This window comes from Skermanella mucosa (genome assembly GCF_016765655.2).
Lineage (GTDB): Bacteria > Pseudomonadota > Alphaproteobacteria > Azospirillales > Azospirillaceae > Skermanella > Skermanella mucosa.
Window position 1 is genome coordinate 5,206,335 of record NZ_CP086106.1, and the last position, 18,209, is coordinate 5,224,543.

General features: G+C 67.7%; 14 protein-coding genes and 1 pseudogene (1 of these 15 only partly in view). 6 read left to right on the plus strand and 9 right to left on the minus strand.

All coding sequences use genetic code 11. The features are described from left to right. The 6 genes and pseudogenes from JL100_RS36575 to JL100_RS24140 all read right to left on the minus strand — a co-directional run. Positions 1 to 7,855: the beginning of an autotransporter-associated beta strand repeat-containing protein gene (locus JL100_RS36575; RefSeq protein WP_267133590.1), read on the minus strand. Its footprint begins 22,778 nt before the window's first position; the window shows 7,855 of its 30,633 coding nt (coding positions 1-7,855); its start codon is at positions 7,853 to 7,855; its stop codon lies off the left edge, out of view. Positions 7,856 to 8,425: 570 nt separating this feature from the next. Next, a pseudogene (locus tag JL100_RS36885) lies at positions 8,426 to 9,205 on the minus strand (DUF4347 domain-containing protein); the annotation flags it as partial. Between the two features lie 353 nt (positions 9,206 to 9,558). Next, positions 9,559 to 9,837: a hypothetical protein gene (locus JL100_RS24125; protein ID WP_202684084.1), complete on the minus strand. Its 279-nt coding sequence runs from the start codon at positions 9,835 to 9,837 to the stop codon at positions 9,559 to 9,561. A gap of 168 nt (positions 9,838 to 10,005) precedes the next feature. Next, the gene (locus JL100_RS24130; RefSeq protein WP_202684085.1) at positions 10,006 to 10,308 is read right to left on the minus strand and encodes a hypothetical protein; all 303 of its coding nucleotides are present in this window, start codon (positions 10,306 to 10,308) and stop codon (positions 10,006 to 10,008) included. A gap of 114 nt (positions 10,309 to 10,422) precedes the next feature. Then, complete coding sequence (locus JL100_RS24135; RefSeq protein ID WP_202684086.1) at positions 10,423 to 10,659, minus strand: hypothetical protein; 237 nt, start codon at positions 10,657 to 10,659, stop codon at positions 10,423 to 10,425. An 82-nt stretch (positions 10,660 to 10,741) separates the two neighbouring features. Beyond that, positions 10,742 to 11,023, minus strand: a complete 282-nt coding sequence (locus JL100_RS24140) for a DUF6916 family protein (RefSeq protein ID WP_202684087.1) — start codon at positions 11,021 to 11,023, stop codon at positions 10,742 to 10,744. A gap of 483 nt (positions 11,024 to 11,506) precedes the next feature. Between JL100_RS24140 and JL100_RS24145 the strand changes: the two genes are divergently transcribed. Then, a complete protein-coding gene (locus JL100_RS24145) occupies positions 11,507 to 12,139 on the plus strand; it encodes a phage tail protein (protein WP_202684088.1) in 633 nt (210 codons plus the stop codon). 55 nt (positions 12,140 to 12,194) lie between these two features. On the opposite strand, the gene JL100_RS24150 is transcribed toward JL100_RS24145, so the two are convergent. Next, positions 12,195 to 12,554, minus strand: a complete 360-nt coding sequence (locus tag JL100_RS24150) for a DUF6916 family protein (RefSeq protein WP_202684089.1) — start codon at positions 12,552 to 12,554, stop codon at positions 12,195 to 12,197. Positions 12,555 to 12,651: 97 nt separating this feature from the next. Between JL100_RS24150 and JL100_RS24155 the strand changes: the two genes are divergently transcribed. Continuing rightward, entirely contained in the window at positions 12,652 to 13,173 is a 522-nt protein-coding gene (locus JL100_RS24155; protein WP_202684090.1) for a GNAT family N-acetyltransferase, read from the plus strand. A 39-nt stretch (positions 13,174 to 13,212) separates the two neighbouring features. Here JL100_RS24155 and JL100_RS24160 read toward each other — a convergent pair whose 3' ends face one another. Then, positions 13,213 to 13,512 carry a DUF6916 family protein gene (locus tag JL100_RS24160; protein ID WP_202684091.1) on the minus strand — a complete coding sequence of 100 codons (300 nt, stop codon included), beginning with the start codon at positions 13,510 to 13,512 and terminating at the stop codon, positions 13,213 to 13,215. 225 nt (positions 13,513 to 13,737) lie between these two features. Here JL100_RS24160 and JL100_RS24165 point away from each other — a divergent pair, with 225 nt between their 5' ends. Continuing rightward, on the plus strand, positions 13,738 to 14,496 hold the full coding sequence (locus tag JL100_RS24165) for a terminase small subunit (RefSeq protein ID WP_202684092.1): 759 nt from the start codon (positions 13,738 to 13,740) through the stop codon (positions 14,494 to 14,496). A 13-nt stretch (positions 14,497 to 14,509) separates the two neighbouring features. Here JL100_RS24165 and JL100_RS24170 read toward each other — a convergent pair whose 3' ends face one another. Next, complete coding sequence (locus tag JL100_RS24170) at positions 14,510 to 17,083, minus strand: ATP-binding protein (RefSeq protein ID WP_202684093.1); 2,574 nt, start codon at positions 17,081 to 17,083, stop codon at positions 14,510 to 14,512. A 200-nt stretch (positions 17,084 to 17,283) separates the two neighbouring features. Here JL100_RS24170 and JL100_RS24175 point away from each other — a divergent pair, with 200 nt between their 5' ends. Genes JL100_RS24175 through JL100_RS24185 form a run of 3 tightly spaced genes read left to right on the plus strand, consistent with a single transcriptional unit; the run spans position 17,284 to position 18,146 of the window. Beyond that, on the plus strand, positions 17,284 to 17,625 hold the full coding sequence (locus tag JL100_RS24175; RefSeq protein ID WP_202684094.1) for a cupin domain-containing protein: 342 nt from the start codon (positions 17,284 to 17,286) through the stop codon (positions 17,623 to 17,625). An 18-nt stretch (positions 17,626 to 17,643) separates the two neighbouring features. Further along, positions 17,644 to 17,886, plus strand: a complete 243-nt coding sequence (locus tag JL100_RS24180) for a hypothetical protein (protein ID WP_202684095.1) — start codon at positions 17,644 to 17,646, stop codon at positions 17,884 to 17,886. 2 nt (positions 17,887 to 17,888) lie between these two features. Continuing rightward, positions 17,889 to 18,146 (plus strand): hypothetical protein, encoded by a 258-nt coding sequence (locus tag JL100_RS24185; protein WP_202684096.1) that lies wholly within the window; start codon positions 17,889 to 17,891, stop codon positions 18,144 to 18,146. Positions 18,147 to 18,209: the final 63 nt, after the last annotated feature.

An 18,209-nucleotide genomic window follows, 5' to 3' on the forward strand; every position in this document is an offset into this window, starting at 1 on the left:
GCGTCAGGCCGCCGGTCCCCGTCTTGAGCAGGGCGTTGGAGCCGGTCACCGCACCTTGCACGGTGAAGGTGACGCCGCTGGCGACATTGATGGTGCCGCCGCCGGTATCCAGCACGATGCCGTTTGCATAGCTAAGGTCGGTCGTCACCGACAGGGTGGCGCCGCTCTTCAAGTTCACGGTCGTCGGCGTGCCGAGCGCGCCGGCGGAACCCAGGGTCAGCGTTCCGCCGGCGATCTCCACTTCATAGGTGAGGGCGTTGGTGCCGGTCAGCACCACCGTGCCCGCGTCGGCCTTTATCAGCTTGTTGCCGCCGTCCGTGATGACGCCCGAAACCGTCAGGCTGGCGCCGCTCGCGGCGCCGATCGCCGTGCCGTCTTCGTTCAGGGCGACCGTGCCGCTGAGCGTGGAGCCGACGCCGCCGACCAGCGCCCCGGCGCTGCCGACGCCCTCGCCCGAGATCGTCAGGTTCTCGGCGACCGTGATGTTGTCCGCGATCTTCAGCGTGGCGCCGTTGCTGACGGTCGTAGCACCGCCGGTCGTGCCCAGCGCCGTGGCGTGCCCGGCAACCAGCGTGCCGGTCGACACGGTGGTGGCGCCGGTATAGTCGTTGGCCCCCGACAGGGTCACGGTGCCGCTGCCGACCTTGGTCAGGGCGAAGGCGCCGGACACGATCCCGCTCAGGGTCAGCGAATCCCCGCTGTTGAAGGCGCCGACCGAAGCGTCGGCCGCCAGCGTGATGGTGCCGGTGACGGTGGCCGAGCCGCTGCCCTCGTTGACCTTCAGCGCGCCATAGGCGGCGTTGACGCCGGTGCCGCTCAGCGTCAGCGCGTCGGCGATGGTGAGGCCGTTGCCCAGCCTCAGCGTGGTGCCGCTGGCCACCGTGGTGCCGCCGGCCGACGTGCCCAGCGCGTTGCTGTGCGAGAGGATCACGACTCCGGCGTTGATGGCGGTGGCGCCGGTATAGGTGTTGTTGCCGCTCAGCGTCAGCGCGCTGCTGCCGGTCTTGGTGAGAGCGCCCGAGCCGGAGATCACGCCGGACAGGGTGACGGCGGCGGAAGCGCCGACCGTGCCGCCGTTCACCTCCAGCTCGATCAGGTTGTCGATGGTGGTGGCGCCGGTCACCGTCAGCGTGCCGCCGTTCAGCGTCACGGCGCCGCCGCCCAGGTTGCCGTCGCCGGCGACGCTCAGCCCGCCCGCCGACACCGTCGTCGCCCCGGTATAGGTGTTGGTGCCCGACAGGGTGAGCACGCCCGCCCCCGCCTTGGCGAAGGCGCCGGCGCCGCCGATCACCCCGGCCATGGTGGCGTCGCTGGCATAGGTCGCGGTCAGCGTCATGCCGCTGTCGATGGTCACGTCGGTGGCGGCCGAACCGTTGCCGGTCAGGGCGCCGATCGTTTCGTTGCCGCTCGCCTGGAACACGCCGGAGCCGGACAGGGTGACCGCGGCGGCGTTGCCGATAGCACTGCCGCCCGACGCCACCAGCGTCCCGGCGGAAACCGCCCAATCGCCGGAGTGGGTATTGCTGGTCCCGCTCACGGTCAGCGCCCCCGCCCCCGCCTTGGTGAGCGTGCCCGTGCTCGAGAGCGCGCCCGACAGCGTCACCGCGTTGGCGTTGGTGATGGTGGCGTTGTTGCTGGCGGAGATGGCGTTGGTGATCGTCACGCCGCTGCCGGTGATGGTCAGCGCGGTGTCCGACGTGTTGAAGGTGATGGCGCCGGTGCCGATGTTGGTCGCGCTGGCGATGCTGATCCCGTTGGACCCGCCGACCAAGGTGCCGCCGGAATAGCCGTTGGTTCCGCTCAAGGTCAGGAGCGCGCCGGTCTTGGTCAGGGCTCCCGTTCCGGTGATGTTGCCCGACACCTCGGCGGCACTGGTGGTGACGCTGATGATGCCGCCGGACGACCCCAGCTCGATGGCGTTGTCGGTACTGCCGCCGCCAAAGTTATTGAGGTTCAAGGTGCCGCCGTTGAGGGAGACGGTGCCGCTGGTCAAATTGCTGTCGGCCCCGACGGACACCGTGCCGGCCGTCACCGACAGGCCGCCCGACCAGCCGCCGGAATTGCTCGTGCTGCTGAGCGTGAGCTTGGAACCGCCGGCCTTGGTCAGGCTGCTGCCGGCCGTGCCGGTGATGGTGGCGGACAGGGTGCCGTCGCTGGACTGGGTGACGGTCAGCGCGTTGGCGCCCAGCGCCAGCGCGCCGCTGCCGGACAGGGTGCCGATCGTCTCGGCCGACGACGACAGGGTCAGCGTGCCGCCCGACAGGGTGACGGTGGCGGTGTCCGCCAGCGCCGTGCCGCCGCTATGGTTGAGCGTCACGCCGCCGGCGCTGACGGTCAGCGTGCCGGTGAAGGTGCTGGCCCCGGTCAGCGTCATCGTGCCGGTCCCGCTCTTGGTGACGCTGCCGCCGGTCCCCTCGATCACGCCGCTGAACGAGGTGGTGGTGTCGTTGCCGCCGGTCGTCAGGGTATTGGCGCCCAGCGACACCGTGCCGGCCCCGGCCAGCGACCCGATGGTGTCGCCGCCGGTCAGCGACAGGGTGGCGCCGCCGTCCACCGTCACCGCGCTGGAATTGCCGATGCCGCCGCCGCCCGTGGTGGCCAGCGTGCCCGCGCTGATCTGGGTGGCGCCGGAATAGGTGTTGGCGCTGTTGCTCAGCGTCAGCGTGCCGGCGCCGGTCTTGGTGATCCCGCCGCTGCCGGCGAGCGTGCTGGTGATCGTCGCGGTGTCGGCCGCCCCGTTCGTCACGGTCAGGACCACGCCCGAATCCAGGGTGACCGTGTCGCCCGCCAGCGCGAAGCCGCTGGCCGAGTCGGCGTCGATAGTCAGGCTTTCCGCCAGTGTCAGGCCGGAGGTCAGCGTGTTGGTCTGCGACGCCAGCGCGCTGGTCAGCACCAGCGTCTCCGCCCCCGCCGACTGCGCCGCCGCGATCGCCACCGCCTCGCGCAGGGTCACGCTGTTGCGGTCGGCGTCGCTGGTCTCGCCAGTCGCGTTGACGGTGATGGTGTTGCTGGTGACGGTGACCGTCCCGGTGGCGGCGGTGTTGCCGTCGCTCAGGCTGTAGGCCAGCGCCATGTTGCCGGTCGGGCTGTCGGTGCCGAAAGTCACGCGCCGCAGCACGTCCTGGACCAGGGCCGTGGTCGCCGCCGTCCCGGTGCTGTTGAAGTTGACGGTCAGGACGCCGTTGGTGCTGGTGAAGGTGGCGAAGGTGTTGCCGCCCGACTGGAGGTTGCCGCCGCTGACCGTGAACAGCGCGGCGTTGCTGCTGATGGAACCGGTGTTGAACCCGAGAGTGTCGGTCGTCACCGCCGTGCCGGACCGCTGGACGGTCAGGGACGCGCCGCTCCAGTTGCCGTTCCCGCCGTTCAGCGCGCCGAGTTCGGTATCCGCGACGGTCGCGTTGAAGCCGTCGTCCAGGGTCACCGTATTGCCCGTGCCGGCCCAGGCGACGCTGTTGGTGTCCAGGTTGGTGATCGTCGGCGTGGCGTTGTTGCCCGATGCCGTGATGGCGTTGGTGGTCAGGTCGGCGATGGTCACCGTCCCGTCGGCCCCGCGCGCCCAGTCCTCCGCCGCCGCCAGGTTGTAGGTGACGCTGCCGGTGGAGGTGAGGCCGTCCTTGGTCAGCCGCAGCGCCACGGCATTCTTGTCGGTCATGCCCAGCGTGACCGTGAAGCTGGTGGCGCTGGTGATCTCCACGTCGGCGGTGCTGGCGGTGGTCAGCGTATAGCTGCCGACATCGCCCAGGATGCTCAGCTTGGTGATGTCGATGTCGTTGGTGGCGCCCGATTTCGACAGGAAGCCGGTGCCGGTCACCACCAGGACGCCGGATGTCACGTTGTAGGTGGCGGACGTGATCGTGGGGACGGCCACGTTGCTGACGGTCACGCCGTTGCCGGTCGCGTCGACGTCGGTGACGCCGGCGGCGGCACCCGCCGCCCAATCCTCCGCCGCCGCGAGGTTATAGGTGGTGCCGCTGGTCGAGCTGGTGCCGGCCTTGTTCAGGAACAGGGCGACGGCCGCCTGATCGTTGGCGTTCAGCGTGACCGCGAAGCTGGTGCCGCTGGTGATCTCGACATTGGTCGAGGTCAGCGTGCGGGTCGCGGCACCTTCGCCGCTCAGGGTGAGCTTGGTGACGTCGATGTCGTTGGTGGCGCCGTTCAGCTTCAGGAAGCCGGTGCCGGTCACCGTCAGGATGCCGGTCGAGACGTCGTAGGTGGCCGACGTGATGGCCGGAACCGCCACGTTGCTGACGGTCACGCCGTTGCCTGTGAGATCGGCCACGGTGACCGCCGCGTCGGCGCCGGCCGCCCAATCCTCCGCCGCCGCGAGGTTGTAGGTGGTGCCGCCGGTCGAACTGGTGCCGCTCTTGTTCAGGAACAGCGCCACCGCAGCCAGGTCGGCGGCGTTCAGCGTCACGGTGAAGCTGGTGGCGCTGGTCACCTCGACGCTCGACGTGGTCAGGGTCCGGCTGTCGCCGCCCTCGCCGCTCAGCGCCAGCTTGGAGACGTCGATGTCGTTGGTGACCCCGCTCCGCTTCGTGAAGCCGGTGCCGGTCACCACCAGCGCGCCGGACGTGGCGTCGTAGGTGGCTGACGTGATCGTCGGAACCGGCACGTTGCTGACCGTCACCGGGGTGGTGCTGTCACTCGCTTCGTCGTTGATCACCGTGTTCCAGCCGCTCGCCGCGGCGAGGTTGTAGGTGGTGGCGCCGGTCGAGCTGGTGCCGTTCTTGTTGAGCAACAGCGCCACCGCCCCCTGGTCGGCGGCGTTCAGCGTCATCGTGATGCTGGTGGCGCTGGTCACCTCGACGTTCGACGTGGTCAGGACGCGGGTCCCCGAGCCCTCGCCCCTCAGGGTCAGCTTGGACACCGTGACGTCGTTGGTGGCGCCCGGCCAAGCCACGAAGCCGGTGCCGGTCAGCGTCAGCACGCCGGTCGAGACGTCGTAGGCGGCCGAGGTGATGGCCGGGTCCGCGACGCCGCTGACCGTCACGCCGTTGCCGGTGAGATCGGCCACGGTGACCGCCGCGTCGGCGCCCGCCGCCCAATCCTCCGCCGCCGCGAGGTTGTAGGTGGTGGAGGTGACCGAGACGGTGCCGTTGTAGTTGAGCAGGCCGTTGACCGCCAGCTTGTCGGCGGCGCTCAGCGTCACCGCAAAGCTGGTGCCGCTGGTGATCTCCACGCTCGACGTGGTCAGCGTGTAGCTGTTGTTGCCCTCGCCGGTCAGGCTGAGCTTGCTGACGTCGATGTCGTTGGTGGCGCCGCTGAGCTTGGTGAAGCCCGTGCCGGTCACCGTCAGGGTGCCGGTCGAGGCGTTGTACGTGGCCGACGTGATCGTCGGCGCGGGCACGTTGCTGACGGTCACCGCGTTGGTCGCGTCGGCGATGCTGGTGTCGGCGATCACCGTGTTCCAGTCGTCCGCCGCCGCGAGGTTGAAGGTGGTGCCGCCGGTCGAGGTGGTGCCGGCCTTGTTCAGGATCTGGTTGACCGCCGCCTTGTCGGTCGCGTCCAGCGTGATCGAGAAGGACGTGGCGCTGGTCACCTCGACGTTCGCGGTGGTGGTCAGGGTATGGGTCGCCCCGCCCTCGCCGGTCAGCGTCAGGGTGTTGGCCGTGATGTCGTTGGTGGCGCCCGACGCCGCCACCAGCCCGGTGCCGGTCACCGTCAGCACGCCCGATGTGGCGTCGTAGGTGGCTAACGTGATCGTCGGGGCCGTCACGTTGCTGACCGTGACGGCGTTGCCGGTGGCATCGACGTCGGTGACCCCTGAAGCGGCGCCCGCCGCCCAGTTCTCCGCCGCCGCGAGGTTGTAGGTGGTGCCGCCGACCGCCGCGGAGCCGTTCTTGTTCAGCAACCCGTTGACGGCCCGCTTGTCCGCGGCGCTGAGCGTGACCGAGAACGATGTGCCGTTGCTGATCTCGACGCTGGACGTGGTCAGCGTATAGGTGCCGCCGCCCTGGCCGGTCAGCGTCAGCTTGGACACGTCGATGTCGTTCGAGGCGCCCGACAGCGTCAGGAAGCCGGTACCGGTCACCGCCAATACGCCGGTCGAGGCGTCGTAGGTGGCGTTGGTGATCTCCGGCACGGGCACGTTGCTGACGTTCACCGCGTTGCCGGTCGTGTCGGCGTTGCCCGTGCCGTGCCAGTCGGCGGCACCCGCGAGGTTGTAGGTGGTGGCGCCGGTCGAGCTGGTGCCGGCCTTGTTCAGGATCTGGTTGACCGCCGCCTTGTCGGTCGCGTTCAACGTGATGGAGAACCCGGTGGTGCTGCTGGCCGTGATCGCGCCGGTCTCGGTCAGGGTATACGTCGTGCCGCCCTCGCCGGTCAGCGTCAGCTTGGTCTCGTCGATCGCGCCGCCGTTGGTCAGGGTGGCGCCGGTCACCGCCAGCACGCCCGTGGTGGCGTCATAGGTGGCGCTGGTGATCGTGGGGCCGCTGTCGTCGTCGGTGATGGTGCCGGTGGCGGTGGCGGTGGAGATCGTCGCGTTGCTGGGGCTGGACAGGGTGACCGTGAAGGTCTCGTTCGACTCGGCCGCGGCGTCGCCCGCGATGGTGACGGTGAAGGTTTTGCTCGTGTCGCCGGCGGCGAAGTTCAGGGTGCCGTTGGTGGCGGTGTAATCGCTGTTCGCCGTCGTCGCGGTGCCGTCGGAGGTGGCATACTGGACCGACACGGCCTGGCCCGACGCGGCGCTCAGGCTGACCGTGAAGGTCATGGTGGAACTGCCGCTGTTGCCCTCGGCCTGGCTGACATCGGCGATCGACAGGGTCGGCGTCGCGTCGTCGTCGGTGATCGTCACCGTCGCTTCCTGGGTGCCGCTCTCGGTGGCGCCGCCGCCGCCCGACACGGCCGTGACCTCGATGATGGCCGTCTCGTCCGCCTCGTCCAGCGCGTCCTGCACGGCGGTGAGGGTCGCCGTGCCGGTGGTGTTGCCGGCCAGGATGGTGATCGTCGTCGAGGACAGGGTGAAATCGTCCGTCAGCGTCGCGGTGCTGCTGCTCTTTCGGCCGATCGTCACCGTGGTGTTTTCGGAGGCCGCCGCGCTGAGCGTCGCGGTGACGGTGGAGGTGCCGGCCGCCTCGGCGGCGGTGGCGTTGTTGACGGAGAGCGAGACGGTCGCGGCCGAGGTGGTGACGTCCACCTTGGTGGCATTGGCCATCAGGTTGTTGGCGGTGTCCCTGCCGACCATGTAGAGGTCGTAGGCGGTGCCGGATTTCAGACCCGTGATGCTGGAACTGCTGGTGAAGGGGGACGAACCGACCACGGCATTGCCGCTCGCCAACGCGGCGCCGCCGCCCGATGCGGTCCCCGCCGCCACCTCCGCCGCGGTCGGCGCGGAGGCGCCATCGGCGACGACGACGTAATAGACGGTGCCGGACTCGTCGAGACTCGACCCGGCGGTGAATCCGGTGGTTGTGATGCTGGACGCGGCGGGGGACACGTCGAAGGTGGGGGCGGTATTGTCGGCAGCCACGATGTTGACGGTTATGCTGCTATCGGCGGTCCCGGTCGCCAGCGCCGTTACTGCACTGGCGCCGTTATCATTTACCGGTCCGCTGCCCAGGCTGACGGTATAGGTGTTGTTGTCCGCGCTGTCCCAGGTACCGCCGGGGGGACTAAACGTATAATCCACCACCGTGCTGTTGGTGCCGGACCCGGAAACGATGTTGGCTGTAGGCGTACCAAGACCGGCAATGGAAATGTCGTCATTGCCGATCGTCGAAGCATCGATGGTGCCATCGCTGTCGGCATAGGTGACGCGTACGACATAAGAGGAGCCGCCGGACGTGGTGACATCAGGGGCCGTGGTAATGGTGGCGGTGGGGGCGGAGTTGCTGACATCAGGCTCCGCTGCTGCCATAACCATAGTATCTATATGCCATGCGGCTTGGTTCTGAATGTCGCTGGCAAAGGTGAACCGAATTTCATCAATGTCTTTGAATGACCCGCTATCGGTAGTACCGAATGAAATCGTAGCATTGGAACCTGCTGTAACTGCCTTCGAACCGACTGCGGTACCGCCGCCATCCCTATAACCGGTAATCGTCACCGACGCACCGGAAGCATTGCCCGTCGCATGCATCACAAGGGACGTTAGCTTAAAATTAACTCCATCGTTCCTTTTGACAATAAACTCGCGGAAAAAATTTCCGGAAACAGATGAAGTATTTGAATACAGAACCCTATCCGAGGCGTTGCTGGATATTGTTGCCGCAGTGCCAATCGTTACCCGAGTTTTTCCAGTGAATGAAACATCCCAACCCAGACTGCCAACGTTGGTATAGGAGCCATTCGTGACATCTGTTCCCGATGGCGTTATCGATACGTTCGATCCAGTTTCAAATTCTTCAGTAGAGGGGAGCGTGAGCGCCAGGCTGCCTGTAAAATTGCCGACCGATTGAGAATCGATAATGGTTTCGGCATCAACCGACCCTGAAGAACGCTCTAGAACGAAGTCGCCCCCAAATTCAGGCGAAGCCGTCTGGTCGTCTGACGCGGCAACGTCCCCGCCGGTCAGTTCTGCCATTTTCGTGATGAAGTTCAGCCCTTCATCGCTTTCGCCTACAGAACAGCCGTAGAGCAGAATATCGCCTTGTTCCGACAGGGCGGTTCCCCAGTCCGCCAGTGAATCCGCATATTGGTCGATGTTCGCCTCTGACAGCAGGGTCGCCCCCAGTTTGACAACGCCCTTCCCGCCATGGCTCAGGATATGGATAGCATCAATCCCGGACCGCCCTTGCAGTGCTTTGGAGATCTGGGCTATGCCGTCGGTAGTCGGGTCGAGCTGGATCACCTCGACCCCAGGCGCCATGGCATTGCGTAGCGCTTCCCATCCCTCTACGCCCGTGTCGATAAAGATGATTTCTTGCCGACCGTTGTTCGCAGCGATGCCAACGAAGGAGGCCGGTAGCTCCGTCTGCTGAGCTGTTTCCGGCGCTACCGTTTCAGCGACAACTACCGCCGGGGGTTCCGATACGCTCGCCTGCGCCGCCGCGTCCAGAAGCGCCTGATCCACCACTTCGCCGGCGGTATCGAACAGCGGGTCCGCCCCCGTGTCCGGCACCGCCGAATCGACCGCCGTCGCGACACCCGCCGCGTCGAACATGAATCGCGGTTCCAGCGCGATGACGGATGTGGACATGTGCAGGTGATCCCGCATGCCGGTCAGACCGCCGCGCTTTCCCCGCCGACCAAGTCCCATCACACCCATCACGACCTCCCCACCTGACGCGAACTTCTTCGACCCACGCACCGACGCAATGGGTACCCCGTTTGTACAATATACCCATTCGGATCAAGTGTACAGGTTGGCCCTTATTAGTGAGGGTATTGCGGCGGGAAACTCGCGGCCGTGGTTGCGCGGAGCGCTATTTCCCGCGAATGCATGGCGCCCACGTCAACATCGACGCCGACGGATCGCGTTGGGCCACGGCCCAACCTACGGCGCCGACGCGCCATCCCGGCAAACGGAGACCGCGCAGGCGAGAACCGTAGGTCGGGACGTGGCCCAACTCACATCGTCAACGTCGGTGGATTGCGTTGGACCACGGTCCAGACCACGAGCTATTCCGCCAAGCCCATGTGAGTGAGCAGGGTGTTCAGCTTGCGATTCAATGAATGGGTATTCTCGGTGACGACCGCGATGTCGGCGCGCAATCTTACCTGCTCCTCGACGACATCGTCCAGCCGCCTCTCCAGCCGCGCCTGACCCTCGGCGACACCGTCCAGCCGCTTTTCAAGCCGCGCCTGACCCTCGGTCAGACGTGTATCCATGCCGTTGATCTTCCGGGCAATGGTCATCATCGTACCGACAACCACGCCCGCGCGCATCTGAGCAACCATCACCTACTCCCCGTCCGACATACGATGGAGTACCAAGCCTGCGCACCGACCGCAGCAAACACGCCGTGTGTCAAAAACCCTCGAAGCGGAACCCGTAAGGTTGGGCCGTGGCCCAACTCACACCGTCAACGCCGATGGATTGCGTTGGGGCACGGCCCAACCTACGGTTTATTCCGTCAAGCCCATGTGGGCGAGCAAGGTGTTCAGCTTGCGATCAAACGAATGGATGTTCTCGGCGACGATCGCGATGTCCGCCTTGAGTTCCGTCCGAACCTCCGCGATGTCCGCCTTGAGCTCCGATCGAAACTCCGCGATGTCGGCGCGCAGCCTTACCTGCTCCTCGACGACACCGTCCAGCCGCTTTTCCAGCCGCGCCTGCCCCTCGGTCAGGCATGTATCCATGCCGTCGATCTTCCGAGCGATGGTCGTCATCGTATCGACCACCACGTCCGCGCGCATCTGAGCAACCATCGCTTACTCCCCGTCCGACATACGATGGAGTACCACGCCTGCGCACCGACCGCAACAAACACCCCGCGTGTCCAACCCTCTCGAGGCCGGAACCGTGGCCCGACCCAAGCGCCGTTACGACAAGCCCATGCGGGCGAGCAGGATGTTCAGCTTGCGGTTCAACGAAGGGGTGTTCCCGGTGGCGGCCGTCGTGTCCGCCTTGGGTTCCGATCCGGCCTCCGCGATGTCTTCGCTCAGACGCTTTTCCGGCTGCGCCTGTCCCTCTGTCGGACGGGTACCCATGCCATCACCCTTCCGAGCGGCGGTCACCTTCTTATCGACCACTCCGCCCGCGCGCATCCGACCAACCATCGCCGCCTCCCCTCTCACATACAATGGAGTAACACGCCCGCCACCCGCGCGCCGGATACGGTCGATTTCCGTCCGCCGGACGTCAGGGGAACTCCGCCAGGTATTGCTGCACCGGCACGGTCCTTGCCACCGGGATCAGGGGAACGTAGGCGAACTCCAGCCCGTCCTCGCTCGTCAACTGGTAAATGCCCGGCGAAAGCCGTTCCTCCGACGGGTTGGCGAAGGTCAGCGTGAACGACACGTGGGAGGTCTCGAAATCCTCCTCCCCCTCCCTGACCCGGATCAGCCTCAGTTCGACCGGCCTCGGGATGGCTGCCGCCACGAAGACATTGCCCAGCTGCTTCTTGAAGTACTCGACGTCCATGGATGCCCATCCGTTCATGCCGGCCGCCTCTCGGCTGATGCCCCGCGCTTGCTCCTCCCGCATGCCTATATCGAAAGGACTAATTCTTCGCTAATGCGGGGAACTCGCCGTGTGGAAAATTTCCGCCGGTACCGGCCGGCACGATCCGAGTCGAAGCATGCCGCCTTTTCACCGGACCGCCAGGCGAGCCGGACAGGGCCTCCCAACGCCATGGTGGCATACGATGGTACCTCTGATTAGCACCAGGACAACTTCTTCCTCCAATCACGAGCATAGTACGATATCGATTCTCCTTTTCCGGCGCTTTATCGATTCAATCCGGACGGGATTTCGGGTAGCCATGGCTCGGGTCCCATGCCTTTCGGACGAGGCCAAAAGGCCGAGACGATCCGACGGATCGGGATCCGTTGGGGGGAAACGGCGGACACCCCGCGGGGCAGACCCGCGAAGCTTCGTCATCGCACCAGGAAGGAAGAGTCGACCATGTCCGATCCGTATATGGGCACAGTGATGCCCGTCGCGTTCCAGTTCGCTCCCCAGGACTGGCAGACCTGCCAGGGGCAGAATCTTCCGGTCAACCAGTACTCCGCCCTGTACTCGCTGCTTGGCACCACTTTCGGTGGCTCCAACGGCCAGAACTTCAATCTGCCCGACCTTCAGGGCCGGACCATCGTCGGCCAGGGCATCCTGAACCTCAATGGCAGCGTGAGCCAGTACGTCCCCGGCGCCAAGGGCGGTGCTGTCAACGCGACGCTGTCCACCGCCAACGTTCCGCTGGCGCCGCACGTTCATCCGGTGACCAGTTCGTCGACGACGGCGACCGTGAGCATCATGGGTTCGTCAGGAGAAGCGACTCTTCCGGGACCCGGCAATGGCAACGTGCTGGCGACCGCCAACTATGACGACCCCTCTGTTTTCGAGAAGAAGCCCGTCAGTATCTATGCCCCGGCCGGCACCCCCACCGCCACCTCGATCGGCACCGGCACCATCTCGCTCTCCGGCCTGACCGTCGGCGCCAATAACCCCACCGGCGCCACCCCGTTCAGCATCCGGGAGCCGTACCTCGTGATGTACTATATCATCGCGACCAACGGCATCTATCCGACCCGTCCGTGACCCGACGCTCCCGGGTCGCCGCTCTCCCCCGGGGGAGCGGCGGCCCGGCCGCCGGTCAGTTGAAGGCCACGTGATAGCCCATGCCGTTCTCCTCGCGGTCCGGCGTCAGGGTCGGAACGATGTGGAGGCCCAGCACGCCCGTGCCCTCCGCCTCGATATCGTAGAAGCCTTCCAGCAGGATCGGGTCGGCCGGCCCCCGGAACTGGAGGGTCAGCGGCTTGCGGAACCGGGGATGGGACGCCCCCTTGCTGGGATCGTAGACGTTGGTCAGCCTCAGCTTGAAGTCGGCTGATACGTTCGGATGCAGGATCGAGAACTCCTTCCCGATCCAGGGCGTGAAGACCTCCAGGGTAAAGATATCGGCGGCGGGGACGGCGGCCGGGGCGGCAACTGGGGCGGCGGCGGATTCAGTCATGGCGGAACTCCTTCCGGAAGTGTAACGTTCCGTCATTATACCCCCAAAGGCATATTACTCCAGCTTTCCGAAGCTACGAACCAAAGGGTTCTCCCGCATGATCCGCGATGGCGACCGAATCCTGACCACCAGGCCCGGCCTGACCCTGCGGCCCGAGCGGCCGGAGGACGAGGCGCTGGTCTTCCGCATCTTCGTCGCGTCCAAGGCGCTGGATTTCGACGGCATGCCCCTGCCGCAGCACCAGAAGGACTTCCTGCTCCGCCAGCAGCATGTCTCGCAGCTCTACAATTGGCGGCATCTCTATCCCGGCCTGGAACAGTGGATCATCGAGTGCGACGGCGAGCCGGTCGGCCGCCTGATCTTCTCCAACCCGCCGGACCAGATCCTGCTCCACGACCTCGCGATGCTGCCGGGACGCAAAGGCGTGGGCGGCGGGCGGATCGTGATCAGGGACGTGATCTTCGCCGAGGCGATCCGCTGCGGGAAGGTCGCGCGTGCCTCCGTCGCCCCCCACAATCCGGCGCGCAGGCTCTATGCCCGGCTGGGCGTGACCGAGCTGCCGATGACGCCCGGTTCGCCGATGATCCCGCTGGAATGGCTGCCCCCGGCGCTGCGCTGACACGGCCTCCGTGCCTGCGCCCCGGGGCGGCCCGGCCCTTCAGTTGTGAAGGACCTGGTATTCCTGCATCGGCCCGCTGGACTGGATCGGCGCCATGAAGACCTGCCGGAACTCCCGCCCGCTCTCGCTCTTGAAATCGTAGGTGCCTTCCAGCAGCAGCGTGTCGCGCGGGGTCGCGAAGATCAGCGAGAAGGGAATGCGGAAATCGCGGAGCGTCGGCACGCCTTCTTTCAGCCGGATCAGCTTGATCCTGACCGGCTTGGGCACGGTATCCACCCAGAACATGTTTCCGACCTCGCTCCGGAAGGTTTCCACCGTCAGCGACCCGAACACCACCATGACCCGCGCACTCCATCAGTTTCCCGTAAGTCTTACCACTAAACGCTTAGCCCTTCCGTCGTAAAGCGATAAATCTCCGCCGGAGGGGCGGCGTCCCGCCGCCCAAGGCGCGCGGGACGCGCCCCCTCCCGCCCGATGTTCCCGGCGCGTTCCTATGTCCTTGACAGGACACCCTATAATAGGATTAACATCCTTCACCACTCACCGCCGAAGGAAAGCCACGCCATGAACGCCCCCGCTCCCCGGCTCGCCGTCCGACAGGAACTCTTCTGCGAGGAGATCGCCGCCGGGGTTTCGGCGGCGGAAGCGGCGCGCCGCGCCGGCTATTCTCCGCGGGGGGCGAAGCAGCGGGGCCATTTCCTGCTGGGGAGGGAGGAGATCCGCGTCCGCATCGACGCGCTCCGCGCCGAACGGCGGGCGTTCCACAAGTCCCGCCTCGACCGCGCCGCGGAGGTGATGGAGACGGTCATCGCCGACGCCGTGGAAGCGAAGAAGCCGGGCATCGCCATGCGGGCGGTGGAGTTCCAGCTCAAGCTGCAAGGCGTCATCCAGGACCGCCGGATTTCCCACCATTTCCGCGACGAGCGCCAGTCGCCCGACGCCGACGTCGCGGGCCTGGCCCCCGACCCCTTGGAGTGGATGGACGCCATCGAGCCGGAGCCGATTCCGATGCCCGAGCCGGAGCTTGCGGCGGAGCCGGAGCTTGCGGCGGAGCCGGAGCTTGCGGCGGAGGCCCCGGCCGCGTCCCCGCCGGTGACCCAGATAGTGACCAAGGATGACCTTCGGGCGGTTCCGGAGGATGACCCCGCCCCCGCCGGCCTGCCGCCGGGCCTCCTGGAAGCCATGGCGGCGGAGCTTCCGCCCGACTTCCTGGAGGATCTGCCCGCCGACCTGCTGGACGACCTGCCGGACGAGATCGCCGGGCTGTCCTGGGCGGAGCTGAGCCGGCGCGTCAAGGAGGTCGAGGCCGCCCTGCCCGCGTGACCGTGCCGCCGGTTCAGGCCAGCTCCCGCAGCGCGGTCCGCACGCGGACGAACTCCGCCTGGATATCCTTCACGCGCCGGTAACCCTCTTCCGCCAGCTCGTCGCGCGACAGGTCGCGGCAGGACAGCAGCAGGCGCACCATGGGCGCCGCGCCGACATAGGACGCGCTGCTGCGCAGCGAATGCGCATGGTCCTTGAAGGCGTGGAGGTCGCCGGACGCCCAGGCGTGTTCCAGCTCGCCCACCAGATCCTCGGCGTCGTTCAGGAACTCGCGGGCGATCTGCGCCACGAAGGCCGGGTCGTCGTCGACCGACCGCAGCTTGTCCAGCGCGGCGGTGTCGATGCTCGGCTCGTCCTGTCCCGGCGCCGGTTCGGCCCCGCTCTGGGGGGCGGCGGGGCGGGCTCCGCCGTCCACCAGCCGGGCGATGGTCGCGAACAGCGCGGCGGGATCGACCGGCTTGGTCAGGAAGGCGTCCATCCCGGCGTCCGCGCACTGGCGCCGCGCCGCCTCGGTCGCCTCCGCGGTCAGGGCCACGATCGGCAGGTGCGGCCGCTCGGTGTGGGAGAAGCGGTACATCCGGGCGACGTCCAGGCCGCTGACCGCCGGCATGTTCATGTCCATCAGGACGATGTCGAAGCGGCTGCGGTCCAGCAGGTCCAGCGCCTCGTCGCCGTCGGCCGCGAAGACGGCCTCGTGCCCCGCCCGCTGGAGGATCTTCTCGATCACCCGCCGGTTGATCGCGTTGTCCTCCGCGACCAGGATGCGGCAGCGCCGCCCGGACGGCCCCGGCCCGTCGGCGCCGGACGCGCCCGCCGCGGCGGCGTCGGCCAGCGCCCGCGCCGATTCGAGCGCCCGCGCGACCTGCCCCGGCTCGTCGGGACAGCTCAGCACCAGCTCCGCCCGCCAGCCCCGGGCGCGCCGGGCCGCTTCCAACGGGGTGGCGCCGGCCAGCACCACGACGGCGCGCTCCACGCCGGCGGCGCTCTCCAGCCAGGCTTCCAGGGCGGTGGCCGGGTCGTCCAGCGCGCCGCGCGGGATCAGCAGCACGGGAAGCGCCGCGTCGTCCCGCAGCGCCGCGGCCAGCCGGGCCTCGGCCTCCAGGGAGTCCGCGATGACGGCCGCCTCCCCGCCCCGTTCCCTTCCTCCCTCCCCATCCGGCGCCCCGGCGACGAAAGGCAGGGTGATCCAGAACTCGCTGCCCCGGTGAAGCTCGCTCGACACGCCGATGGTGCCGCCCATCAGCTCGACCAGCTGGCGGGAGATCGCCAGGCCCAGGCCGGTGCCGCCGTAGCGCCGGTTGATGTCGTCCTCGGCCTGGGTGAAGCGGTCGAAGATGCGGTCCAGGTGCTGCGGCGCGATGCCGATGCCGGTGTCGGCGACGCGGAACTCCAGGACCCCGCGGTGCCGGCCCCGCTCCTGGGCGGACCGGGTCACGCGCACCGTCAGGGTCACGTCGCCGGCCTCGGTGAACTTGACCGCGTTGGCCAGCAGGTTGGTCAGCGCCTGCTGGAGCCGCCTTCCGTCCCCCGTCACCGTCCGCGGCACGTCGGCGCCGACCACCAGCCGCAGGGCCAGCCGCTTCGCCCTGGCCTGCCCGCGCAGCATCAGGCGCGTGGCGTAAAGCACGCGGTGCAGGTCGAAGGGGCCGGAATCGACGGTCAGCTTGGCCTCCTCCAGCTGGGAGAAGTCCAGCACGTCGGTGATCAGCGACAGCAGCTGCTTGGCCGACGCGTTGATGGTGGCCGCCATCTCGCGCTGCTCGCCGTCCAGCTTCGTCCCCATCATCATGTCGCCCATGCCGATGATCGCGGTCAGCGGCGTGCGCAGCTCGTGGCTGACGGTCGCCAGGAAGCGGCCCTTGGCGCGGTTGGCCGCCTCGGCCTGCACCTTGGCCTCGGTGAGCTGCCGGATCAGCCGGGCGACGTAGGCCGGCAGCACCACCAGCGCCGCCAGCAGGCCGTAGGCCACCTGGGGAATCTCCAGCCAGAACGGCGTCACGTGGATCACCCAGGCGAACCCGGCGGCGCCCAGCGCCGCCGACGACATCAGGAAACGGGGGCCGTAGCGGAAGCCGTTCCCGAAGGTCACCCACAGGTAGATCAGGTACCACGGCGCCGCCATGGCTCCGCCGACATGCAGGAAGGCGCTGGCCATCGACATGTCCAGCAGGTTGCCGACCACCCGGCGCGGCACCGACGGCGCGGGCTCCAGCAGCAGGTGGACCAGCAGCAGCCAGGACCCGGCGAACACGGTGGGCAGGATCAGCACCGACCGGACCAGATGGCCGGCGGCCCCCTCGGCCAGCACCAGCGCCAGCACATAGGCCAGGATCAGGCTGACCAGCAGGATGCGGATGACGATCTGCTCGTGCTCGGTGTCGGTGCGCGCGGCGAACAGCCGGCCGACGGCGGGCAGCCCGGTGCGGAAGGCCAGGAAGCCCGCCAGGGCCGGCGGCACGGCCAGCGTGACCGCCAGCCCGGCGACCTCGTGCCGCGCCGCCTCCCCGGCCATGCTCAGCACGAACTCGAACCCGCCGATACCGAAGACGGCGCAGATCAGCAGGATTACGCACCAGGAATGAATCACGCTACGCCGCCCGTCCCCATGGTCGGCACCCGCCCGACCGTTCCGTCACCCAAGATTGCGGTCCTGATTGTGGGGGAGCGGCCGGGCGGGCGCAACCGCGCCGCGCCGCCCGGCGCCTGCCGGGGAACCTCGCCCCGCCGTCGATGTTGTGGGGTGGAGCGCCGGCTTCGGCCGGCCGCAACCATCCAAGGGAGAGCGCCATGGCCGACACCACCGTGATGAAGGTCCACTCCGCCAATTCACCCAGGGGCGAGATGGGCCAGAAGTATCTGGCGTCGGGCAAGAGCCTGTCGATGCGCCTGTGGCAGGACGAGCAGCCCTCCGCCGCCGACTCGAAGGAGCCGACCGCCCGGGATTACGAGACGGTCGGATACGTGATCTCCGGCAGCGCGGAACTTCACCTCGAGGGGCAGATGGTCAAGCTGGAGCCGGGCGACAGCTGGTCCGTGCCGAAGGGCGCCAGGCATTCCTACAAGATCCTGGAACCCTTCACCGCGGTCGAGGCGACCAGCCCGCCGGCCCAGGTCCACGGTCGCGAATAGCGCCCCGGGAGAGTGCCGATGAAGATCATCTACAGCTACGAGGGCGGGCGGAACGAGGGTCTCGAAAGCTCCGTCCTGCGCGAGATCGGCGAGCGGTTCGGCGAGGCGACGGCCACTGGCAGCCACTCCGGCGAGGAAGGCCTGACCACCGTGACGCTCGACCTTCCCGCCGCCCGGGACTGGCAGCCGGTGGTCGACGCCCTGGAAAAGCGCGGCGACCTGGTCGAGGTCGCCGGCGAGTCCTTCGGCGAGGGGGCCTGACGGTGGGCCTCCGCCCCGCGGGACTCCTCCTGCTCGCGGCCGCCGGCCTGGCGGGATGCGGCACGCCGGACGAGCCGCCGGTCCGGCTGCCCGCCTCCGTCACGATCAGCCACCCGGCCGACGGGCGGCCCGAACCGGCGGTCGACGCGCAGGCCGAAGGCATCTGCCGCCAGTGGGGCCGCACCGCTTCCGTGGTCGAGCGCTACGGGAACGAATCCCGGAACAGCCGGGTCTCGGCCTACGACTGCGTCGCGGGGTGACCGGCACCCCGCTCCCGCACCATTCCTTTGCTTTCCAAATGAACGGCATCTAACGGTATGTGG

What these genes read in the sequence shown, in the direction of transcription:
- JL100_RS24125 (WP_202684084.1), bottom strand. Translation starts at nt 9,837, where the DNA reads ATGGTTGCTCAGATGCGCGCGGGCGTGGTTGTCGGTACGATGATGACC.
- JL100_RS24130 (WP_202684085.1), bottom strand. Translation starts at nt 10,308, where the DNA reads ATGGTTGCTCAGATGCGCGCGGACGTGGTGGTCGATACGATGACGACC.
- JL100_RS24135 (WP_202684086.1), bottom strand. Translation starts at nt 10,659, where the DNA reads ATGGTTGGTCGGATGCGCGCGGGCGGAGTGGTCGATAAGAAGGTGACC.
- JL100_RS24140 (WP_202684087.1), bottom strand. Translation starts at nt 11,023, where the DNA reads ATGGACGTCGAGTACTTCAAGAAGCAGCTGGGCAATGTCTTCGTGGCG.
- JL100_RS24145 (WP_202684088.1), top strand. Translation starts at nt 11,507, where the DNA reads ATGTCCGATCCGTATATGGGCACAGTGATGCCCGTCGCGTTCCAGTTC.
- JL100_RS24150 (WP_202684089.1), bottom strand. Translation starts at nt 12,554, where the DNA reads ATGACTGAATCCGCCGCCGCCCCAGTTGCCGCCCCGGCCGCCGTCCCC.
- JL100_RS24155 (WP_202684090.1), top strand. Translation starts at nt 12,652, where the DNA reads ATGATCCGCGATGGCGACCGAATCCTGACCACCAGGCCCGGCCTGACC.
- JL100_RS24160 (WP_202684091.1), bottom strand. Translation starts at nt 13,512, where the DNA reads ATGGTGGTGTTCGGGTCGCTGACGGTGGAAACCTTCCGGAGCGAGGTC.
- JL100_RS24165 (WP_202684092.1), top strand. Translation starts at nt 13,738, where the DNA reads ATGAACGCCCCCGCTCCCCGGCTCGCCGTCCGACAGGAACTCTTCTGC.
- JL100_RS24175 (WP_202684094.1), top strand. Translation starts at nt 17,284, where the DNA reads ATGGCCGACACCACCGTGATGAAGGTCCACTCCGCCAATTCACCCAGG.
- JL100_RS24180 (WP_202684095.1), top strand. Translation starts at nt 17,644, where the DNA reads ATGAAGATCATCTACAGCTACGAGGGCGGGCGGAACGAGGGTCTCGAA.